Origin of the sequence: Pseudodesulfovibrio nedwellii (assembly GCF_027923765.1) — a bacterium.
Taxonomy (GTDB): domain Bacteria; phylum Desulfobacterota; class Desulfovibrionia; order Desulfovibrionales; family Desulfovibrionaceae; genus Pseudodesulfovibrio; species Pseudodesulfovibrio nedwellii.
In genome coordinates this window covers 1,083,711-1,102,796 of the sequence record NZ_AP026709.1, presented here as the reverse complement: position 1 = coordinate 1,102,796, position 19,086 = coordinate 1,083,711, and the positions used below count along the sequence as shown (strand labels likewise).

19 protein-coding genes and 1 riboswitch are annotated in these 19,086 nt (G+C 48.6%); of the genes, 17 read left to right on the top strand and 2 right to left on the bottom strand.

The genetic code is table 11. From position 1 onward, the window contains the following. Positions 1 to 13: 13 nt before the first annotated feature. The 9 genes from folP (at position 14) to SYK_RS05375 (ending at position 9,923) form a co-directional block, all read left to right on the top strand. On the top strand, positions 14 to 853 hold the full coding sequence (gene folP, locus SYK_RS05415) for a dihydropteroate synthase (RefSeq protein WP_281762581.1): 840 nt from the start codon (positions 14 to 16) through the stop codon (positions 851 to 853). Positions 854 to 861: 8 nt separating this feature from the next. Further along, positions 862 to 1,611, top strand: coding sequence for a diadenylate cyclase CdaA (gene cdaA, locus SYK_RS05410; RefSeq protein ID WP_281762580.1), 750 nt, complete (start codon positions 862 to 864; stop codon positions 1,609 to 1,611). Between the two features lies 1 nt (position 1,612). After that, entirely contained in the window at positions 1,613 to 2,512 is a 900-nt protein-coding gene (locus tag SYK_RS05405; protein ID WP_281762579.1) for a CdaR family protein, read from the top strand. Between the two features lie 36 nt (positions 2,513 to 2,548). Beyond that, positions 2,549 to 3,901 (top strand): phosphoglucosamine mutase, encoded by a 1,353-nt coding sequence (glmM, locus tag SYK_RS05400; RefSeq protein WP_281762578.1) that lies wholly within the window; start codon positions 2,549 to 2,551, stop codon positions 3,899 to 3,901. A gap of 25 nt (positions 3,902 to 3,926) precedes the next feature. Next, positions 3,927 to 4,808: a UTP--glucose-1-phosphate uridylyltransferase GalU gene (gene galU, locus SYK_RS05395; RefSeq protein ID WP_281762577.1), complete on the top strand. Its 882-nt coding sequence runs from the start codon at positions 3,927 to 3,929 to the stop codon at positions 4,806 to 4,808. Continuing rightward, on the top strand, positions 4,805 to 5,542 hold the full coding sequence (locus SYK_RS05390) for a hypothetical protein (RefSeq protein ID WP_281762576.1): 738 nt from the start codon (positions 4,805 to 4,807) through the stop codon (positions 5,540 to 5,542). Before galU ends, SYK_RS05390 begins: the two co-directional genes overlap by 4 nt. Positions 5,543 to 5,551: 9 nt before the next feature. After that, the gene (gene priA, locus SYK_RS05385; RefSeq protein WP_281762575.1) at positions 5,552 to 7,918 is read left to right on the top strand and encodes a replication restart helicase PriA; all 2,367 of its coding nucleotides are present in this window, start codon (positions 5,552 to 5,554) and stop codon (positions 7,916 to 7,918) included. A 69-nt stretch (positions 7,919 to 7,987) separates the two neighbouring features. Further along, complete coding sequence (locus SYK_RS05380) at positions 7,988 to 8,497, top strand: OmpH/Skp family outer membrane protein (protein WP_281762574.1); 510 nt, start codon at positions 7,988 to 7,990, stop codon at positions 8,495 to 8,497. Positions 8,498 to 8,510: 13 nt separating this feature from the next. Continuing rightward, on the top strand, positions 8,511 to 9,923 hold the full coding sequence (locus tag SYK_RS05375) for an SH3 domain-containing protein (RefSeq protein ID WP_281762573.1): 1,413 nt from the start codon (positions 8,511 to 8,513) through the stop codon (positions 9,921 to 9,923). A gap of 64 nt (positions 9,924 to 9,987) precedes the next feature. On the opposite strand, the gene SYK_RS05370 is transcribed toward SYK_RS05375, so the two are convergent. Further along, entirely contained in the window at positions 9,988 to 10,428 is a 441-nt protein-coding gene (locus SYK_RS05370) for a hypothetical protein (RefSeq protein WP_281762572.1), read from the bottom strand. 131 nt (positions 10,429 to 10,559) lie between these two features. Next, positions 10,560 to 10,667: riboswitch (TPP riboswitch) on the top strand. 72 nt (positions 10,668 to 10,739) lie between these two features. Between SYK_RS05370 and thiS the strand changes: the two genes are divergently transcribed. The 6 genes from thiS to thiC are packed head-to-tail and all read left to right on the top strand — an operon-like array spanning position 10,740 to position 15,450. Next, complete coding sequence (gene thiS, locus SYK_RS05365) at positions 10,740 to 10,940, top strand: sulfur carrier protein ThiS (RefSeq protein WP_281762571.1); 201 nt, start codon at positions 10,740 to 10,742, stop codon at positions 10,938 to 10,940. A 9-nt stretch (positions 10,941 to 10,949) separates the two neighbouring features. Next, positions 10,950 to 11,726, top strand: coding sequence for a thiazole synthase (locus tag SYK_RS05360; protein WP_281762570.1), 777 nt, complete (start codon positions 10,950 to 10,952; stop codon positions 11,724 to 11,726). A gap of 1 nt (position 11,727) precedes the next feature. Next, complete coding sequence (gene thiH, locus SYK_RS05355; RefSeq protein ID WP_281762569.1) at positions 11,728 to 12,855, top strand: 2-iminoacetate synthase ThiH; 1,128 nt, start codon at positions 11,728 to 11,730, stop codon at positions 12,853 to 12,855. Continuing rightward, the gene (gene thiF / locus SYK_RS05350; RefSeq protein WP_281762568.1) at positions 12,852 to 13,481 is read left to right on the top strand and encodes a sulfur carrier protein ThiS adenylyltransferase ThiF; all 630 of its coding nucleotides are present in this window, start codon (positions 12,852 to 12,854) and stop codon (positions 13,479 to 13,481) included. Before thiH ends, thiF begins: the two co-directional genes overlap by 4 nt. Beyond that, positions 13,478 to 14,137: a thiamine phosphate synthase gene (gene thiE / locus SYK_RS05345; RefSeq protein WP_281762567.1), complete on the top strand. Its 660-nt coding sequence runs from the start codon at positions 13,478 to 13,480 to the stop codon at positions 14,135 to 14,137. The genes thiF and thiE overlap by 4 nt, the downstream gene beginning before the upstream one ends. 2 nt (positions 14,138 to 14,139) lie before the next feature. Continuing rightward, positions 14,140 to 15,450, top strand: coding sequence for a phosphomethylpyrimidine synthase ThiC (gene thiC, locus SYK_RS05340; protein ID WP_281762566.1), 1,311 nt, complete (start codon positions 14,140 to 14,142; stop codon positions 15,448 to 15,450). 54 nt (positions 15,451 to 15,504) lie between these two features. Here the strand turns inward: thiC and SYK_RS05335 are convergent, their stop codons facing one another. After that, complete coding sequence (locus SYK_RS05335; RefSeq protein WP_281762565.1) at positions 15,505 to 16,575, bottom strand: peptidylprolyl isomerase; 1,071 nt, start codon at positions 16,573 to 16,575, stop codon at positions 15,505 to 15,507. 422 nt (positions 16,576 to 16,997) lie between these two features. On the opposite strand from SYK_RS05335, the gene SYK_RS05330 reads away from it, so the two are divergent. Beyond that, positions 16,998 to 17,621 (top strand): hypothetical protein, encoded by a 624-nt coding sequence (locus tag SYK_RS05330; RefSeq protein ID WP_281762564.1) that lies wholly within the window; start codon positions 16,998 to 17,000, stop codon positions 17,619 to 17,621. 296 nt (positions 17,622 to 17,917) lie between these two features. Continuing rightward, positions 17,918 to 18,940 carry an HD-GYP domain-containing protein gene (locus SYK_RS05325; RefSeq protein WP_281762563.1) on the top strand — a complete coding sequence of 341 codons (1,023 nt, stop codon included), beginning with the start codon at positions 17,918 to 17,920 and terminating at the stop codon, positions 18,938 to 18,940. Positions 18,941 to 19,086: the final 146 nt, after the last annotated feature.

The window sequence follows — 19,086 nt, the reverse complement described above, 5'->3', positions numbered from 1 at the left end:
GTTCAAAGTAACGATGATTGATACAACATGGACATTGAAGGGGGGCAAGGTCTTGGGACCTGCTCCCTTTTTTATTGCCGGCATTGTGAATGTGACCCCGGATTCATTTTATGACGGTGGTACGCATGAAGACGCACACTCAGGTGTTGCTCATGGGCTGGATTTGGCTCGGCAGGGTGCGGCAATTTTGGATGTGGGCGGTGAATCCACGCGTCCTTATGCGGATCAGGTTTCGGAGGCCGAGGAATTAAATCGGGTTATACCGGTTATTCGCGGATTGGCGGAAGCGGACCATGAATCCGTGATCTCGGTTGATACCTATAAAGCTAAGGTTGCGGCTAGTGCGTTGGAGGCAGGTGCAGATATTATCAATGATGTGTCTGCCTTTCGGTTCGAGCCGGAGTTACTGGACGTTGTCGCCGAGTACAAGCCGGGGTATGTGCTCATGCATTCTCTTGGCAGACCCGAGGATATGCAGGATGAGCCTCGGTACGATGATGTCGTTGGTGCATTGATGGCGTTTTTTGAGGAACGGTTAACCGTGTTGGACAAGGCTGGGTTGCCCATGAACCGTGTGACCCTTGATCCGGGCATTGGTTTTGGTAAAACACTTGAGCATAACCTCTCAATTTTAAAAAATATTGAACGAATTATGGCGTTGGGTTTTCCTGTGTTCATGGGATTGTCCAACAAATCAATGTGGCAGGGGCTTCTTGGTTTGGCTGTAGGAGAGCGACAGAATGCGACGCAGGTAGCGACAGCAGTGCTGGCCGCAAAGGGTGTACCCATTCATCGTGTGCATGAAGTTGCGCTTACGCAGCAAACATTGACCATTGTTCGTGAATTAGCGTAGTCAAAGATATGTTTGAACTTTTCGGAATTCAGATCACTTGGAGAGTCCTGCTCGATATCGGGCTGGTCGCCTTTATATATTACAATCTCATTGTACTCGTTAGGGGTACCAGAGCTGCCGCCGTCCTTTATGGTATGGTTGTCGTGTTGGTAATCTATTATTTTTCCGATTTGTTTAATCTGTACACCCTCAACGCCATGCTCGGCGAGTTCTTGACATCCATATTCCTTATTGTGGTTATTTTGTTCAAGACGGATATTCGTAAGGCGCTTGCCAGTGTTGGTACCAAACGGTTCTGGACTAAATCGCAGGTTCGTGATGATACGTTGGACCAGATGGTTCGTGCTGTGATGACCATGTCCGAAAGCAGTACCGGTGCGATTATCGTTATTGAAAAGAATATGCCATTGGGTGACATTATCGAGCGTGGTATTGAGCTGGATGCCAAGGTAAATACCGAGCTTATCGAAACTATTTTTGTACCTGACACGCCATTACATGACGGAGCTGTTATTGTTCGCCGTGATAGGATTGTCGCGGCAGCATGCATCTTACCGCTGTCCAGCAAATTGCGAGGTCAGCCCATGTATGGAACCCGGCATCGTGCCGCGCTTGGCATCAGTGAAGGTTCTGACGCTATTACCGTGGTTGTTTCCGAAGAACGGGGAGAGGTCTCTGTGGCCATGAATGGACGTTTGACAACCAGTTTGGACGAAGTCCGTTTGATGCGTGTGCTCAGAAACGCACTGGGACGATAATATGAAGAACTGGCAAACAGCGATACTTGCTCTTGCATTGGCCGTTTTTACCTGGTTTTTGGTGACGGGTCGTGAGGTGGTGGAATCATGGGTGGACATGCCGGTTGTCATGACCAATCCGCCTGAAGGACTCATTATCGAGGACGGTCTTGTGGATAAGATTCAGGTGCGTCTGCGTGGTCCTAAAGGGCTGGTGGGCAATCTGACAACACAAAATATTCCCTATCACGTTGATGTTAGCAAATTAAAGATCGGTGTGCAGGTTGTGGACATTGATGCTTCGAATATTCCTTTGCCTAGTACGTATGAAATTATTGAGGTCAAACCGAATAGGCTGAAGCTTACGGTGGACCGTCGTATTTCCAAGGAGATCGAAGTGGAGGCCGCTTGGTCCGGTGACCTTAATCCTGATTACAAATTGAAGGAAATTATCGTCGATCCCAAGATTGTAGTCGTGCGTGGTCCTGAAACAGTGCTTCGTAAGATTTCTAAGGCTCGTGCGGTTATGAAGGAAGATTTTCCCGAAGATGTTCCAGAGTCTTGGGCAGGAGATGTCGGTTTGGAGCTTGCTCCTGAAATTGAGGCTTCTCCTGGGCAAGTTCGGGTTGAAGCATTTTTTGGTCCTCAGATACGTCAGATATGGGTTAAAGTCCCACTTGAAGTACAGGCTCCGGAGGGGTACAAGGTTTCGGTCTCACAGAAGTTTGTGCGACTGTTGATCGAAGGGCCTATCTATCTTTTCCGTGACAATGAGTACCGCAAGGATGTCGTTGTCAGTCTCTTGTTCGGGAGTGAAACGACGCCGGGCAAATTCGATTTGGATTATGACGTCGTTCTTCCTGACGGATGTCGGTTGGAAAAGAAAAATCCGGAAACCGTGACAACTATCTTGAAAAAGTAATAGATCGTCTTTCGAGGCGAAGTTTTGGAGTCATCCATGAAGCAGAGGCTTTTCGGTACTGACGGCTTGCGTGGTCAGGGCAATATATTTCCTATGACACCCGAGATTGCGCTTAGGCTCGGTCTGGCTGCCGGTCAATATTTTCGTAATGGATCCAAGCGCCATCGTGTGGTTATCGGCAAAGACACTCGCCTGTCAGGGTATGTGTTTGAGACCGCGTTGACCAGTGGACTGTGCGCCAACGGCATGGATGTTTTTTTGGTCGGTCCCATGCCGACTCCTGCCATTTCTTTTTTGACTCAGAACATGCGTGCCGATCTCGGCGTGGTAATTTCCGCATCTCACAATCCGTTTATGGACAACGGCATTAAGTTCTTTGACCGCAGTGGGTTCAAGTTACCGGATGAAGTGGAAGATGAGATCAGCGAACTTGTTTTGAACCCTGATACCCAGTGGGATTACCCTGCCGCCGAGGAAGTGGGCCGTGCTCATCGCATCACTGATGCTTCAGGGCGGTATATTGTCTATCTGAAGAACAGTTTTTCACAGCGCCTTACTTTGGATGGTGTTAAGATCGTTCTTGATTGTGCGCACGGTGCTGCCTATGGCGTTGCACCCAAGGTTCTCGAAGAGTTGGGAGCCGAGGTTGTTAGAATCGGCGTTAAACCCGATGGATTGAACATCAACCAGAAGTGTGGTTCGCTGTATCCTGAAGTTATTTCCAGCGTCGTTATTGAAGAAAAAGCTGATATTGGTATCGCTTTGGATGGCGATGCTGATCGGCTTATCGTCTGTGACGAAAACGGTCGTATTCTCGACGGTGATCAGATCATGGCGTTATCCGCTTTGGAACTTCTGGAGAAGGGCACTTTGCCCAAGAATATGCTTGTGTCTACGGTCATGAGCAATATGGCGCTTGAGTTGTTCATGAAGGATCATGGTGGCACATTGCTGCGGACAGACGTTGGTGATCGGTACGTGGTTGAGGCCATGCGTCGCGAAGGAGCCATGCTTGGTGGTGAGCAATCAGGGCATCTCATTTATATGGAGCACTCCACGACGGGTGACGGGCTGTTGGCCGCATTGCAACTGCTCCGTCTCATGCGGGAAAAAGATAGACCTTTGTCGGAATTGGCAGGTCTGCTTGAACCATTTCCCCAGATCCTTAAAAATGTTCATGTGAAGCGGAAAATCCCGTTTGATGATGCTCCTGAAGTGCAGAAAGCTGTTCGTAAGGTTGAAGAGGCTCTCAAAGGTAAAGGGCGTGTTTTGCTTCGTTACTCTGGAACAGAGGCTGTCTGTCGTGTTATGGTGGAAGGACCAGAGAGTGACAAGGTTGAGTTGTACGCTGGTGACATTGTTGAAGCCTGTGAAAAATATTTGAAATAAGCAGTTTTTTTCAAGGAAGAATCCCATGGAAATTAAGAAAGCCGTCATTCCCGTCGCCGGTTGGGGAACACGTTCCCTCCCGGCCACCAAGAACGTCCCCAAGGAAATGCTGCCCATCTTCCGCAAGCCCATTGTGCAATACATCGTGGAAGAAGGCATTGATGCCGGGTTGACCGATGTTGTTTTCATCACCAACCAGAATAAGACCATCATCGAAGATCATTTTGATCGCAACTTTCTGCTGGAACAGCTTTTGGAGCGGGCGGGTAAGGTCGAGATGCTTGAAGAAGTCAAGCGAGTTGCCTCGTTGGTCAATGTCATTGGCGTCCGTCAGAAAGAACAGCTTGGGTTGGGCCATGCCGTTCTTTCGGCTCGTGAAATTTGCAAGAATGAACCTTTTGCCGTCATGCTCGGTGATGACCTTATGTTTGGTGTAGACACAGGCATAGGAGAACTACTCCGTGCGGCAAAGGCCACCGGCAAGGCCGTGGTCGGCGTGATCGAAGTGCCGGAAGAGAAAGTCAGTCGATACGGTGTTATCAAGGGTGACGAATTGGAAGATGGCACATACCGTGTGACCAATTTGGTAGAAAAGCCGTCCAAGGAAGAGGCTCCGTCCAACTTGGCGATTATCGGTAGGTATGTGTTGCTGCCTGAAATATTTGATATCCTTGAAGGACAAAAAGCTGGTGTTGGTGGAGAAATTCAGTTGACCGACGCATTGCAGGGGTTGGCAGATCAAGACAAGCTTATCGCTGTAAAGTTGGGTGGTCAGCGTTTTGATGCTGGCGACTGGGTTGAGTACCTGACGGCTAATATTTATTTTGCTCTTCACGACGAAGAACTCAGGGATGATCTTGTCAAGCGGCTGTTGGAATTGTTGCCTTGTGGTGGGAAAGAAGCATGATGAAACGTTTGTCTGCCATTGTTATCGTTTTTTTTGTTGTGTTGACCGCTTTGCCTGTGTCCGCGTTTACTCCTGATGACGATGAATTGACCGGTTCTTTGAAAAAACAGTACGGTCCCATGCGATCTTGGGAAGCAGAGATGTCTTTTCCGAATTATTCGGGTGTAAATGTCCATGTATGGTATGCCCGAGGCAAATGGCGTCAGGAATGGCAGGCCGGTGATACCGCTTCGGCTGTTGGTATTGGTGGGAATGTCACCGGTGCATGTACAGCCGGACAGTTCGCATTGTCGCCATTATTTGTTTGGATGCCGCCTAATCCTTTGGACATCTGGAAGAGTTGGGGCGTGGCTGTGGATATGCGCAATTACGGATTTTGTGGCAATCAGCCATGTTTTCTGATTGGGGCTGAACCTGGTGACGATGCGAGTCCTGCGGTTCAACTCAATAATGAGGACCTGACGCCGCTTTTGGTACGATATGAAACTAGCGCCGGACTGACCTCAGTGGAGTTTTTCAATCATAAAACCGTGGCAGGGTACAGTGTGCCGCAAAAGCTTGTAGTCACTGTCGGTGAAGCTTCCCTTGAGGTGACGGTTAAATGGATTGCGGTCAACGGTGCTGACAGTGAAGAGCTGTACGTCAAAGAGTCACTGAGTCCGATTCCATGCGCAGAACCTCCTGCTCCTTTTGATTTTTTACGGAATTCTTTCCGTTATCCTTCAAGCCAATAGGCGGCACATATGGCCGATCTATGGCAGGTAACGCTCGTCAGTCCGCCCTATGAAGCGTGGACATACGAGCGGCCTTCTTTTTTTCCAGATTTGTCCGCCGGACAGCGGGTTATCATTCCATTTGGCAAATCCCATCGCGTGGGCATTATTGTCGGTCCAGCTGAGCAGGCCCCGGAAGGGGTCGCGGTTAAGCCTATGATCTGGCCTTTGGAGCGGACAAAGCTTTTTAGTGAAGAATATGTGGATATGGCCGTGAATCTTGCGGCGCGTCAAATGGTGAATGTCGGGCGTATTTTTGAAATAGCGTTACCGCGAGGTTTGCGCACGGCTGCGGTCACTTTTCGAGTAGATAAGCACATGTCTGATCGTAAGTTGCCCGGTTCGGTGCGCCCTGCGGAAATTGGACGGTTTGAAGAGGCGGATCAGATCGCACTCATGGACCTGTGGCTTGCCGGGCGGATGCGAGTGCGCGTCAATGCCAAGCGTGAAGCCGAAGAACGGTTTGTGTCGTTGGAATCTGATCCTCCATGGGCAGTCAGACCCAATGCAAAACGACAGCTTCGTCTTTTGGAATATCTTTTGGAGCATGGTCCACAGAGTTTGTATTCTTTGCGATATGCTTTGGGCGATTGGACTGCGGCTACTGTGGCCAAGCTGGAGGGTGTATCCATTGTTCGTACAGGGGAACTGACGGCGGATACGCTGGCAGAAGTTGATGAAGCTGGTTCGGTGGCGCCCTGTGGTGATGAATGTGAATATACGCTGACTGATGAACAGCAGGCGGCCATGGAAGCCATGACAGTGACCATGGAGAACGGTGGCGGGCCGCATCTTGTTCATGGAGTGACTGGTAGCGGCAAGACTGTTCTGTATCTTGAGATGGCTCGAAAATGTCTTACAAACGGTCGATCCGTTATGCTGCTTGCTCCTGAAGTTGCCTTGGCCTGTCAGTTATATCGTACCGTAAAAGAACGGTTCCCGACTGCGCAAACATTTTTCTATCATGGTTATCAAAGTCCCAAGAAACGGGAACGGACTTTTAAGGGATTATCCTGCGAAGCCGGTCCCGTTATTGTGGTTGGGACGCGATCCTCGCTTTTCTTGCCTGTGCCGACTCTTGGCATGATTGTGCTCGATGAAGAACATGACGAGTCCTATAAACAGGAAGAACGATTGGCATATCACGCCAAGGAAGTCGCCTGGTTCAGGGCCGGGTTGAGTAAAGCCTTGTTGTTGCTCGGTTCTGCTACACCGGATGTAAAAACATTTCAGGCCGCCAAACAGGGCATCATTGCCATGTCTGCGTTAAAAGAACGTGTTGGTGATAGCGAATTGCCGAGTGTGGAGTTGGTGGACATCACCGATATGAAAGGTGGCAGCAAGCTGTTGGCACCTGCCACGGAAGAGGCCATTCGTGAGACCGTTGAGGTCGGAGGGCAGGTCATTGTCATGCTCAACCGGCGTGGATATGCACCGCTCATGTATTGTCTGGATTGTACGGAGACCGTGCGGTGTCCAGAGTGCGAAGTGGGCATGACATATCATAAGGATCGTCAGCGCGTTGTTTGCCATTATTGTGGCCTGACATATTCGTATCCATTGACGTGTAAGAAGTGCGGTGGAACGAGTTTCGTGCCCATGGGCGAAGGTACTGAGCGGCTTGAAGAAGTTTTGCAGGAACATTTGCCCGAAGGCACCAAGGTGTTGCGTCTTGATCGGGACGCTACCCGGCGACAGGAGCGGATGGAGGAAATCCTTGGAGCCTTTGGCCGTAAGGAAGCCCAAGTTCTTGTCGGCACTCAGATGATTTCTAAGGGACACCATTTCCCCGGTGTCACTCTTGTTGTGGTTGCTGACGGTGATCTTGGTTTGAATTTGCCGGATTATCGATCTACGGAACGGACATTTCAGTTGTTGGTACAGGTGGCAGGGCGTGCCGGGCGTGGAGACAACCCGGGCAAAGTTCTCATTCAGACACGGAATCCGGGGCATCCTATCTGGACTGAAGTGGTGGCCGGTGACTATGCCGGTTTTTTTGAACGGGAAATATCTCGGCGATCCATGTTCAAGTATCCGCCATTTTCCAGGATGGCTCTTGTCCGTATCAGTTTCCCGGCTCAGTATCAGGACGGCCCTGCGGCTGTGTCGCTTTTCGCTCAAGTTCTGCATGAGCACGGACGGAAGTTGGGTATTGATGTCCTCGGGCCTGCGCCTGCACCACTTTCTATGCTGCGTGGTCGTAAACGGTTCAATTGTTTGCTCAAGTCAGACGATTGGGCCAAAGTGCGGACGTTGTATGGACATATGGCCGCGGCCAACCCAAATTTGAAATCCGTGCGCACAAGTCTTGACCTTGATCCTTTGACGACATTGTAAATGGTCGACAAGGATGTCCATTTTCGGATACATTGCCCCATTATATGAGCTAACAAGGTAGTCATCTCCATGAAAATTATGAAAATATCTCTGGCCATGTTTGGTTTGTTCCTGCTTTTAGGTGGAACGGCTTTGGCCCAGACGTCCAAGGTGGGATTTGTTAATCCTCAGCGGATTATCAATGAATCCAAAATTGGCAGGATCGCTCAGGATGATCTGGCGCGGCTCGGTAGAGAGAAGGACCGGAGAGTTCGGGATGCCTTAGCCGTTGTTGAGTCGTTGCAGGAGAGCCTCAAGGTGGAAACCATTTCCGTGACTGAGCAGCAATCCAAGGAAGAAGAGATGCGTTTGGCCGTTCGAGATTATGAACGCTTGGTAAAAAACAGCAATATGGAAATTCAGAGCGAGGAGCGCCGTCTTATTCAATTTGTCATGCGACGGGCAGATTCGTATCTCAGGACCATTGCCAAGGAAATGGGGTTTACCTTGATCCTGACAGACCCGGAAATTATCGGGTTTGTAGCTGATTCCATGGATATTACGGATCGCGTTATCCGTGAACTTAATTCGATGATGTAGCGGGGACGGAATAATGCGAAAAATAGCGATACTTACGGCGACCATCGTTTGTCTCCTTGTGATGGCAGTTGCACAGGCCTTTGCGTTTGGTGAAATTCGGTACACGGATAGGCCTTTGAATTTACGAGATGGTCGGTCTCCCAAGGCAAAATGGGTCGGTAATCTGTATGCTGGCCAAAAAGTCAGAATAGCTCATTCACGTGACGGTTGGGTGGCTATATATGAGCCGGATGCAACGGATGGGAGCGAAGGCGCGGCCATTGGTTTTTCCAATGCGAAATATCTTCAGAAAAAACGGACGCGGTACGAACCCAAAGAGTTGGGGGAATTGGTATATACCTATCGCGCATTGAATGTTCGGACAAAACCGGATGTCAGTGGCAGGAAGGTTGAAACGCTTAAGGCCGGAACGCATGTGCGCATTGATTTCCCTGACGGAGATTGGGCCCGTGTCTTTTTGCCAAATGCCACCATTCGATCCAATTTAAATGGCCTTGGTTACAGCAGTGTCAAATATTTCAAACCAGCTAGCAAAAAGACATTGGCCAAGGCGACTAAAGTCTCCAAGCCACAGCCGATTCAGGTTGAAGAAGACATACCTGTGGTGACTGAGCCAGATGATGTCGTCAGTGGTCAGGGACAAGTCAGCGGCAATGTGGCAACAACTCCGCCACCAACTCCTGTAGCAGCACCCAAACCGAAGTTTGTCACGGCAACGACATTGATCAATGTGCATGCTGACCGGACAACTGGTTCGTCTTTGAACAGGACTTTGAAACCGGGCGATACGGTTCAGGTCGGATTGTTGCAGCATGGTTGGTATGCCGTGTTTAATCGTAATGAATTAGTCCTAATAGAAGGACGGGCTATCGGTTATTCCTTGCAATCCATTATGGATAAGGGGACGCGGGCGGCGACGGGTCAATCACGGGAACTGGCGTTATCTGCTGGACCTGCGCCGACAGTTTCTACAAAGTCGGTTTCAAAATCTACTGCACCTGTCTCTAAACCTAAACCAGTTGCCGCATCGACTTCAAAGTCTTCGGCGAGTGGGCAGAAGACGATTACCATTGATCGGAAAAAATTTGCCAAAACGAAAAAGCCTGATCCCACACCGAACAAAACGGCTCACGGATACAAGTATCGTGTAATGGAAAAGTCGGAAACCAGGCAGCTTGGTGAGGCATGGATTACCCTTAAAGTATTCATGTCTACCACGAAGAAACCGACGCGTGATTCACTCAAGGATTTTTCGACCACTTTGTGGAAGGAAAACCGCAGGGTCACAAAGAATGTGGCTGTGCTTATTTATCTGCCTGGTATGGATGTCGAAGATTTGGCTTATGGAGTGATAAAGTTCGACGACAAGCAGCTTCTTGAAATATGGGTTCGTGAAGCCACATTGTTTGGCACCCAGTTTCTTTAAAAGGAAATAATAAAAAAGCCCTCGTCCGGATATCCGAGCGAGGGCTTTTTTTGTGAGAATCATCTTAAACCATTTCTTGTTCGAGAAAGAGTGGAATGGTTTTTTTTAACGTTGTTCGCAATATTGTTTTTTTCTTGGTTTCTGTCTGTGAGTCCTGTTGTACCATATAGAGTCCATGACAACTCTGGCATTCCCAATGGTTTTTATGTTCATGGAGGTGAACCAGCAGTCCGTCGCGATCATAACAAACCTGACAGAACGGTCCTTTTTTTTCGCCTTCATCCGTAAGCCAATATTTTTGGCCGTCGAATTGTATTTTTTCGGCAAGATCAAGGACATCGGCTACCTCTGACAACTGTTCTTTAAGTGCTTCATTCTCTTCGCAGACTGCCAGAAATTCATCCTGGAGACTTTTGAGAAGCACCGCCGCTTCATCAATTTTACCTTGTTTGCACAGATCAAGAGTTCGCTTGAAACCTGTGGCTTGAAACATGGTCGAGAACATGAGAGATTTCCCCTATTTTTATGTGGTCACGGCAACTATATCGGCCGATTGTTGCGATAACTTTAGGTTTTTATTGATATGATGTTTTTTATTGTGTGGGCTTTACAGGGAGAAACAAAAGGCATAATCTTCTCCGCAGCTAGGGGAGCCTCTTGATTGGGGCTGAGATGGACGAAGTAGTCCAACCCTTCGAACCTGATGCGGTTAATTCCGCCGTAGGGAAGCTGGTTGCAACTGATATTCCGTCAGACCGCGCTTGCCCTTATAGGGTAAGCGCTTTTTTTGTGATCGGGAACTCAAAGGAGATGCTCATGATTGTCGTTCTGAATGGCAAGGAAGTAAATGTGACGGAGGGGATGACGATCCTCGCTCTGCTCGAAAGCAAAGATGTTTCGCCGCAAGTTGTCGTGGTAGAGCGGAATGGTGACATCGTGCCCGGTGAAAACTTCGATACTACTTCGCTCAATGATGGGGACCATTTAGAGGTTCTTCGTTTTGTGGGTGGAGGTTAGGAGAGAATCATGTGTGAAGATATATTTGAAATTGGTGGCGTGAAGCTGAACAGCAGATTGTTCACTGGCACCGGTAAATATGGTGACGACGCGATTGTTCCAGATGTCTGCGAAGCCTCAGGTTCGCAGGTTATTACTGTGGCTTTGCGGCGTGTTGACCTTGAGTCCAGTACTGGCAATGTTATGGATTTCATTCCAAAGCATATGCAACTTTTGCCCAACACGTCAGGCGCTCGTACCGCAGAGGAAGCTGTACGTATCGCTCGACTGGCCCGCGCCATGGGCTGTGGAGATTGGATCAAGATCGAGGTCATTTCTGACAATAAATACTTGTTGCCCGACGGGTATGAAACAGCCAAGGCCACGGAAATCTTGGCCAAGGAAGGTTTTATCGTCTTCCCTTATGTCAATGCTGATTTGTATGTGGCCCAAAGTTTGGTAAATGCTGGTGCTGCTGCTGTCATGCCTTTGGGTGCGCCTATCGGCACGAATCGTGGCCTCAAAACCCGCGAGATGGTTCGTATTCTTATTGAGGAAATTGACCTTCCAATTATTGTTGATGCAGGTATTGGCCGTCCTTCCGAGGCGTGTGAAGCCATGGAAATGGGAGCAGATGCCTGTCTGGTGAATACGGCTATTGCTACGGCCTCTGATCCTCGCGTGATGGCTAAGGCCTTCGGTCGCGCAGTCAAGGCAGGGCGTGAAGCCTATCTGTCCGGTCCGGGTGCCACCAAAGTGCATGCGGACGCATCATCTCCCCTGACGGGCTTTTTGGGCGGTGAGTAAAGTGAGTTTCTATTCAGTACTTGCAGAATACGCTTCTGTACCTCTCGATGAGAAGTTTGCCGCAGTTACAGCGGAGGATGTTCGTCGGTCTTTGAACAAGATGACGCCGACTATTGAAGATTTCATGAATTTTATGAGTCCTGCTGCCGTGCCTCTTCTCGAAGAAATGGCGCAAAAGGCGAGTCGTTTGACTGCCCAGAATTTTGGGCGGGCCATACATTTGTTTACACCGCTGTATTTGTCCAATTTTTGTTCAAATCACTGTGTGTATTGCGGTTTCAACTGCAAGAATGACATTCCTCGTGATCAATTGTCCTTGGAACAATTGGATGTGGAGGCCAAGGCCATTGCCGACACAGGCCTCAAGCATTTGCTTATTCTTACAGGCGAGGCTCCGGCCAAGGCTGGAGTGGATTATCTTGAGGATTGCATGGGAGTACTTCGGAAGCACTTTCCGTCCGTTTCCATTGAAGTTTTTGCCATGGATCAGGATGAATATGCACGTTTGGTGGCTGCTGGAGCTGATGGTCTGACCATGTTTCAGGAGACATACAACGAGGAATTGTACGCCACCTTGCATCCCAAAGGTCCGAAGAAGGACTATAGGTATCGGTTGGATGCCCCAGAGCGCGGCTGTCAGGCCGGAATGCGCGTGGTAACCATTGGTGCGTTGCTTGGTTTGGGAGATTGGCATCGGGACGCTTTTTTTACTGGGATGCATGCGGCTTATCTTATGCACAAGTATCCTGAGGTGGATATTTCTGTGTCGCCGCCAAGGATGCGGCCTCATGCAGGAGAGTATCAGCCTGCGAGTATTGCAGATGACAGAGACCTCGTACAGTACATGCTTGCTTTGCGACTGTTCTTGCCACGTCTTGGTATTACTGTTTCCACACGTGAATCAGCTGAATTCCGTGAACAAATTCTGCCGTTGGGCGTGACCAAAATGTCTGCCGGTGTCACCACTGCTGTGGGCGGTCACACTCAGGACCACGATCAGGTCGGTCAGTTTGAGATTGCAGATACCCGGAGCGTGGAAGAAATGTGTGAAATGCTGCGTCGGTGTGGATATCAGCCGATCTTTAAGGATTGGGAACCCATCGAGTTGCAGGCAAAGGCGAGCGCATGAACCGGACCGAGCAAGGTATAGCTGCTTACTTGGGCAAAGACCGTCTGGCTTTTTTGCAGACGGTCTCCGTAGGCATTGCTGGTGCGGGCGGACTTGGGTCCAATTGTGCCATGCATTTGGTGCGTTCCGGGTTCAAGCGGTTTGTGCTGGTCGATTTTGACCGTATTGAGCCGTCCAATCTCAATCGGCAGGCGTACATAGCGCAGCAGGTGGGTGAATATAAGGTGGAAGCCTTGGCCGCCAATCTGTTGGCCGTCAATCCTGACCTTGATCTGGAGCCGTGTATTGGCAAGGTGACAGGCGAGGACATGGCAGAATTATTTGCTGAGTGCGATGTGGTGGTTGAGGCTTTTGATGACCCGGAAGCCAAAAAGGCATTGGTGGAGACCTTGCTCCCTAAAGGAGTGCTTGTTGTTGCCGCATCAGGCATGGGCGGTACTGGTAACAGTGACGCCATGATCACGCGTAAAGTGCGCGATAACTTCTATCTTATCGGTGACGGGGTGACCGAATGTACGGATGAAAATCCGCCGTTTTCACCACGAGTGGGCATTGCCGCCGCCAAGCAGGCGGACGTGGTGCTCAGCTATTTCCTGAATCGATATGAAGCTGAAGGAGGCAAATGATGGCGCGGATAATTACGCGAAATACCATTCTTGATACGGATTTATATTGTCTGACTGGCGAAAAGTTTTCGTTGGGACGGTCCAATATAGATGTCGTGCGGGAGATGTTGGACAGCGGAATCAAGCTGGTCCAGTACCGTGAAAAGGAAAAGAAGATGGGCGCCAAGTACGAGGAGTGTCTCGTTATTCGAGATATGACCCGTGAGGCCGGAGCCGCATTTATCGTCAATGATGATATCGAATTGGCTCGACTGGTTGACGCGGACGGCGTTCATATCGGCCAGGAAGATCTGCCTGTGGAGGCTGTGCGACGACTGGTGGGCGAAGAGATGACCATTGGTTTGTCTACCCACAGTCCGGCTGAGGCTCGTGATGCAGTCAAGCGCGGTGCGGATTACATCGGAGTCGGACCGATTTTCAAAACCTTTACAAAAGAAGATGTCGTAGATCCCGTGGGGTTCGAATATCTGGATTATGTCGTCAACAATATTGATATCCCATTCGTAGCTATCGGCGGTATCAAAGAACATAACATTGGCGAAGTTGTACGGCGTGGCGCGTCTTGCGTGGCGTTAGTGACTGAAATTGTCGGTGAAGAAAATATAAACGAAAAAATCAACGCGCTTCGTCATGAGATTGAAGCAGCGAAGGAGTAAGCATGGCAGCATCATACACCACTCAGATGGACGCGGCTCGTAAAGGCATCGTCACCCCCCAGATGGAAACCGTGGCTCGTAAGGAAAATATCCGTATCGAGGACCTCATGGAGCGTATGGCCAGGGGAACCGTTATTATCCCGGCCAATAAGAATCATACCAGCCTGGATGCCGAAGCCGTTGGCGAAGGCATGCGTATCAAGATCAACGTTAACTTGGGCATTTCCAAGGATTGCAGCGATGTAGATCCTGAATTGGACAAGGTCCAGGCTGCGTTGGACCTCAAGGCCGAGGCCATTATGGATCTGTCTTGCTATGGCAAGACCCAGGAGTTTCGTCAGAAATTGGTGAAAATGTCTCCGGCAATGGTCGGTACCGTACCCATTTATGATGCTGTAGGATTCTATGACAAGAATTTGCAGGATATAACTGTGGACGAGTTTTTTGATGTTGTGCAACGTCATGTTGAAGACGGTGTGGACTTTCTGACCATTCACTGCGGTTTGAACAAGCATACTGCAGAAAAGGTCAAGGATGCCAAACGACTGACTAATATTGTTTCACGCGGTGGTTCCTTACTCTTTACGTGGATGGAAATTAATAATGCAGAGAATCCGTTCTACGAGCATTTTGACCGTCTGCTCGACATTTGTGAAGAGTATGATGTTACCTTGAGCCTTGGTGATGGTTGTCGTCCCGGTTGTCTGCATGACGCCACTGACGCTTGTCAGGTGGAAGAGCTCATTACTTTGGGCGAGCTGACCAAGCGTGCTTGGGAGCGTAATGTTCAGGTTATGATCGAAGGCCCTGGTCACATGGCCATGGGTGAGATTGCCGGCAATATGATGATGGAAAAAAGGCTGTGCCACGGTGCACCGTTTTACGTGCTCGGTCCTATCGTGACAGATGTGGCTCCCGGTTACGATCATATTACTTCTGCTATTGGTGGTGCTATCGCGGGTATGTCCGGTGCGGATTTTCTGTGTTATGTCACTCCGGCGGAGCATCTGCGTCTGCCTACTATGGAAGATATGAAAGAGGGCATCATCGCTACCCGTATCGCTGCTCACGCTGCTGATATCGCCAAGGGATACCCTGGTGCAAGTGACTGGGATGACAAAATGTCCAAGGCCCGTGCCGCTCTCGATTGGGAAGCCATGTTCAACATCGCCATGGACCCGGTTCGTCCTCGTGAGTTCCGTGAGTCATCCAAGCCGGAGCATGAGGACTCCTGCTCCATGTGCGGTAAAATGTGCGCAGTGCGCAACATGAATCGTGTGTTGGAAGGCAAGGACATCCAACTGGATGACTAGGCTTGGTTTATAGAAGATAAGAAAGCCCCGGAGGATTTTTCTCCGGGGCTTTCTTTATTTCGCCTTGTGTCCGTAGACGACATAGATTGGATCGCTGATACCTTTGGTTTTTCTGAACAGCGGGTCATCCTCATGTCGCCAATCGTTACGGAAGGAGAGGGTTCCCGCTTCGTTGTCGAGTTTGGTGAAGCGTAGATACTCCAGCACCAGCCCCATGCGTTCGAATTCATGCATTTCTTTCCAGCCTTGAATGACGTTGGATTCGTCGAATGTGTTTGAGAATCCTATGACAATGGGGGCACCGGGTTCCAAAAAGTGGCTGACGTACCGGATTGTATCCACAGGTCTGTGCATGTATTCGACGGAGAAAGTACATACCGCTGCATCGAATTTCCCTTGGGGGCGTTTTGTTCCCATGGAGAAATCAAGGACGCGCATATCCGGTTTAATGAATCGATCATATGCTTTATCAAGATTTTTTTTGGCTGTGTCATCCACAGGCGGTGGGGTGAAGGGGGTGTCTTCTGTGGTTTTTCGATCAAAGAACGTAGGATGGAAGAAGTCCGTGGGATCGTCGTCATGCGTTGCCTGCATACCTGGGCCCCAGTCGCATGTCTTTTCGCGCCAGTGGGTAAGGGAGCCATATGTGCCTGTCCCGCGTTTTTCCATATATTGAATAGTGGCAGTGATAGTGACAGGGATATTGGCCAGAGGATGATTGCGGTCTGCTGTAAAAGTGTCTTCATCCATTTCCGTCAGGCGAAAAGGTGTGAGAGTGTCTGGATAAATATCTAGCAGACCATTTACATGTCCCTGTGGGTAGAATCTTCCTTCACGAGGAATAATGGGATCGCCTTGTACCGTTTTGGGTCGTAAGCGGTCCAAATCAAAAGTTTGAACCATGCTTTCCTTGTATCGGGGAATACACATACGTGGCTCGTAGGTGATTGCTACCGAGTCACCAACCCTTTTCCCTTCCAGAGCTTCACGCATACCGCGAGGGAAAATGTCATTGACCGGATTAAATTTCCGGCCAAGGAACCATTCTTCGTGCTGAATGTTGTTTTGTTCCCACCGGACAGAAAATTCTAGAGCGCCAATGGTTGTATCTTTGAATGTGATCATGATTATGAACGTCCGACAATGGTTGAAGAAATGTTGGTATAATATGTTTCAACAGGAACAAAGGCAAATGCGAATATGTTTTTTTATAAATTTATTTGGTTTTATTTTTGCATGAAAATCAAATAATTGTCAGTTTTATGTCGGTGAATACGGCTGGGGGGTATGCGTGGCGCCTTTCTTCTTATAAACAGGATGCTGTGGAAAATTTTTATTAATCGTCATAAAAGCGTTTAGCCGAAAATTATTACCCATAAGGGTCTGGTTGTGGTGCTTTTTATGGCTGTTGAATTGTCCACATCGTAACCGTTTGGATTATAAAGTTTTTTTGAGTTGACGAAAACTGTTGATTTCGGCTACTTTCAAGAAAGCACTATGGAATGATTATTTTTAGACTTTTTCTATAAATGCTCCAGGAGGATCTTATGGCGGACAAGATCAGTTCCACATCAAATCTCGAAGTATCTCTACCTAAAGCGGGAGAGGTCGTCGAGTATCAGATTTCTTCTGATGTACCTGTTAAATTTACATTCTTCGTTTCCGAAGTTGTTTTTTCCTGCAACGGTAATGACCTTGTCTTTACTGGGGAGGGAGGTGGTTCTGTTGTTATCAAGGACTATCTGGCTCTAGCTCAAGAAAATGCACTTCCTTCATTTGAATTGAAGGGTGGTGAAGAAGTTCCCGGCGATATTTATCTTTTTGCCTTTAATGATGCAGATCAATCTATTGAGACGGCTGCTGGTGGCAATATGGATAATTCTGCGACAGGCGATGACTATGGCGATACCATTTCACCTAGTGAGTGGCTCGAGCCGCTCATGGTGCCAGAAGCCGGAGATTCTTCGTCCTCGCTCGATATCTTGACTCCTGATGATCTTTTCTTAGGTGACAGTCAGGGCGATGTGGGGAGTGAATTCGTTGCGGTCAGTCTTTTGGGGGCAACTTCGATTTCGGTCGCACATGAAATGCCGATGGGATCTTTTGCTGACGGGTATGACTCGGTCAGTGATACTATCCAACTCATTATAGATTCACCCGAATACGCATAGTTTTTCGTTTAGTATATAAAATCTTAGGTTCAGTCGAAAGGCTGGACCTTTTTTTTGTCGTATGGGGATTTAATGATAATACTGTGTTTATATCTCAGCGTATTGATTTTTTTGGCAACATATCAAGTTGTAGTGTATTGATTTTTCGGTTTTTCCATAGGAGTGTGCTTGACAATATGTCTGGGTCGGTCTTAGGGAGTTGATGCTAAGTGTTTTAAACACGCTTTATCGGTGATTATTTGTTTGTTCTTCTATGAATTTGAGCCCGGAGAGATGTCCCCGGATTCGGCGAGGTGATGGCTATTAAGGAAAATATGCTGGGCGTCAAAGAAATTGATTGTTCAGACGGTATAAGTACAGAAGATTACAATCAGATAGATCCCAATATTTTAGATTGTTTTCCTCGGCAACAGTATCCGGTGAATCTTTTCCATTGGAAGGAGGATATTCGGGTTTTGTCGCCTGTGTATGTTGCTGGGCGAGGTCTTGATCGGCATTTGCGGATCAAGGTCCGTGATTTGAGTGAAAAAGGCTTATTGTTTTTTTCTCGTAATCAAATTGAACAATATACTGAATGCGTGGCCTGTAATCTTGATACTGCACTTGAAGATCCGAATTTGACATGGGAAGAGAAAGCCGGGCTTTTTGTTAATGAATTGAATCGTCGGCAGGGAGCGCTTTATGCTCATCATTTGGGGGGGCATCTTGAAGATTTGCAGCGAGCCGTAGGATCTCTTTGTGTTTATCTGATTCAGGATCCGCAAAGAATTGCCCGACTAGTCAAGGATGTGCATGCAGACCTTTCCGTTGAAAGACGGCGTATCAACGCATCGATCATTGCTTTGGCCATATATGTTGAATTGAATAAGGGTGAGATTTCGCTTGAACTGTTGGAAACAGTCGCGTTGGGTTTTTTGTTGTATGACATAGGCATGTCGCGACTTTCTCCGTTGATGCTCGGTAAGCCTCAGCAACTTACTACATCCGAAAGGCGAACTATGCGAGAACATCCTAATGCCGGGGTGGAGCTTTTGACAAAGTTGAATTTGGCGCGGCAGGAAATTGTCGAACCAGTTATTCAACATCATGAACGGCTTAATGGTACCGGTTATCCCAATAAATTGAAGGGCGAGAGTATTGGCCAGTTGGGGCGCATTGCCGCCGTGGCTGACTCATATTGCGCCATGATTACGGATTGTGCCTACCGCACCTGTATTCCGCCGATTAACGCTGCTGCCGAGCTTGTCACTAACGAGCGGAAGTACGATCAAGTCATTTGCCGAACGCTCGTCCGTTTTTTGCAGACAGTTCAAAAATAGCGCATTGCGCCTCTTCTTTTATAAGTATTGTTTTCATGACATGAAATGTTGCTAATGAGAGGGTGAGTGCTTGGGCTTGCCCTTGTTTGCGTTTGTCACAAAAAGAAAAAACGGTCACATCCATTAAGATGTAACCGTTTGATTTT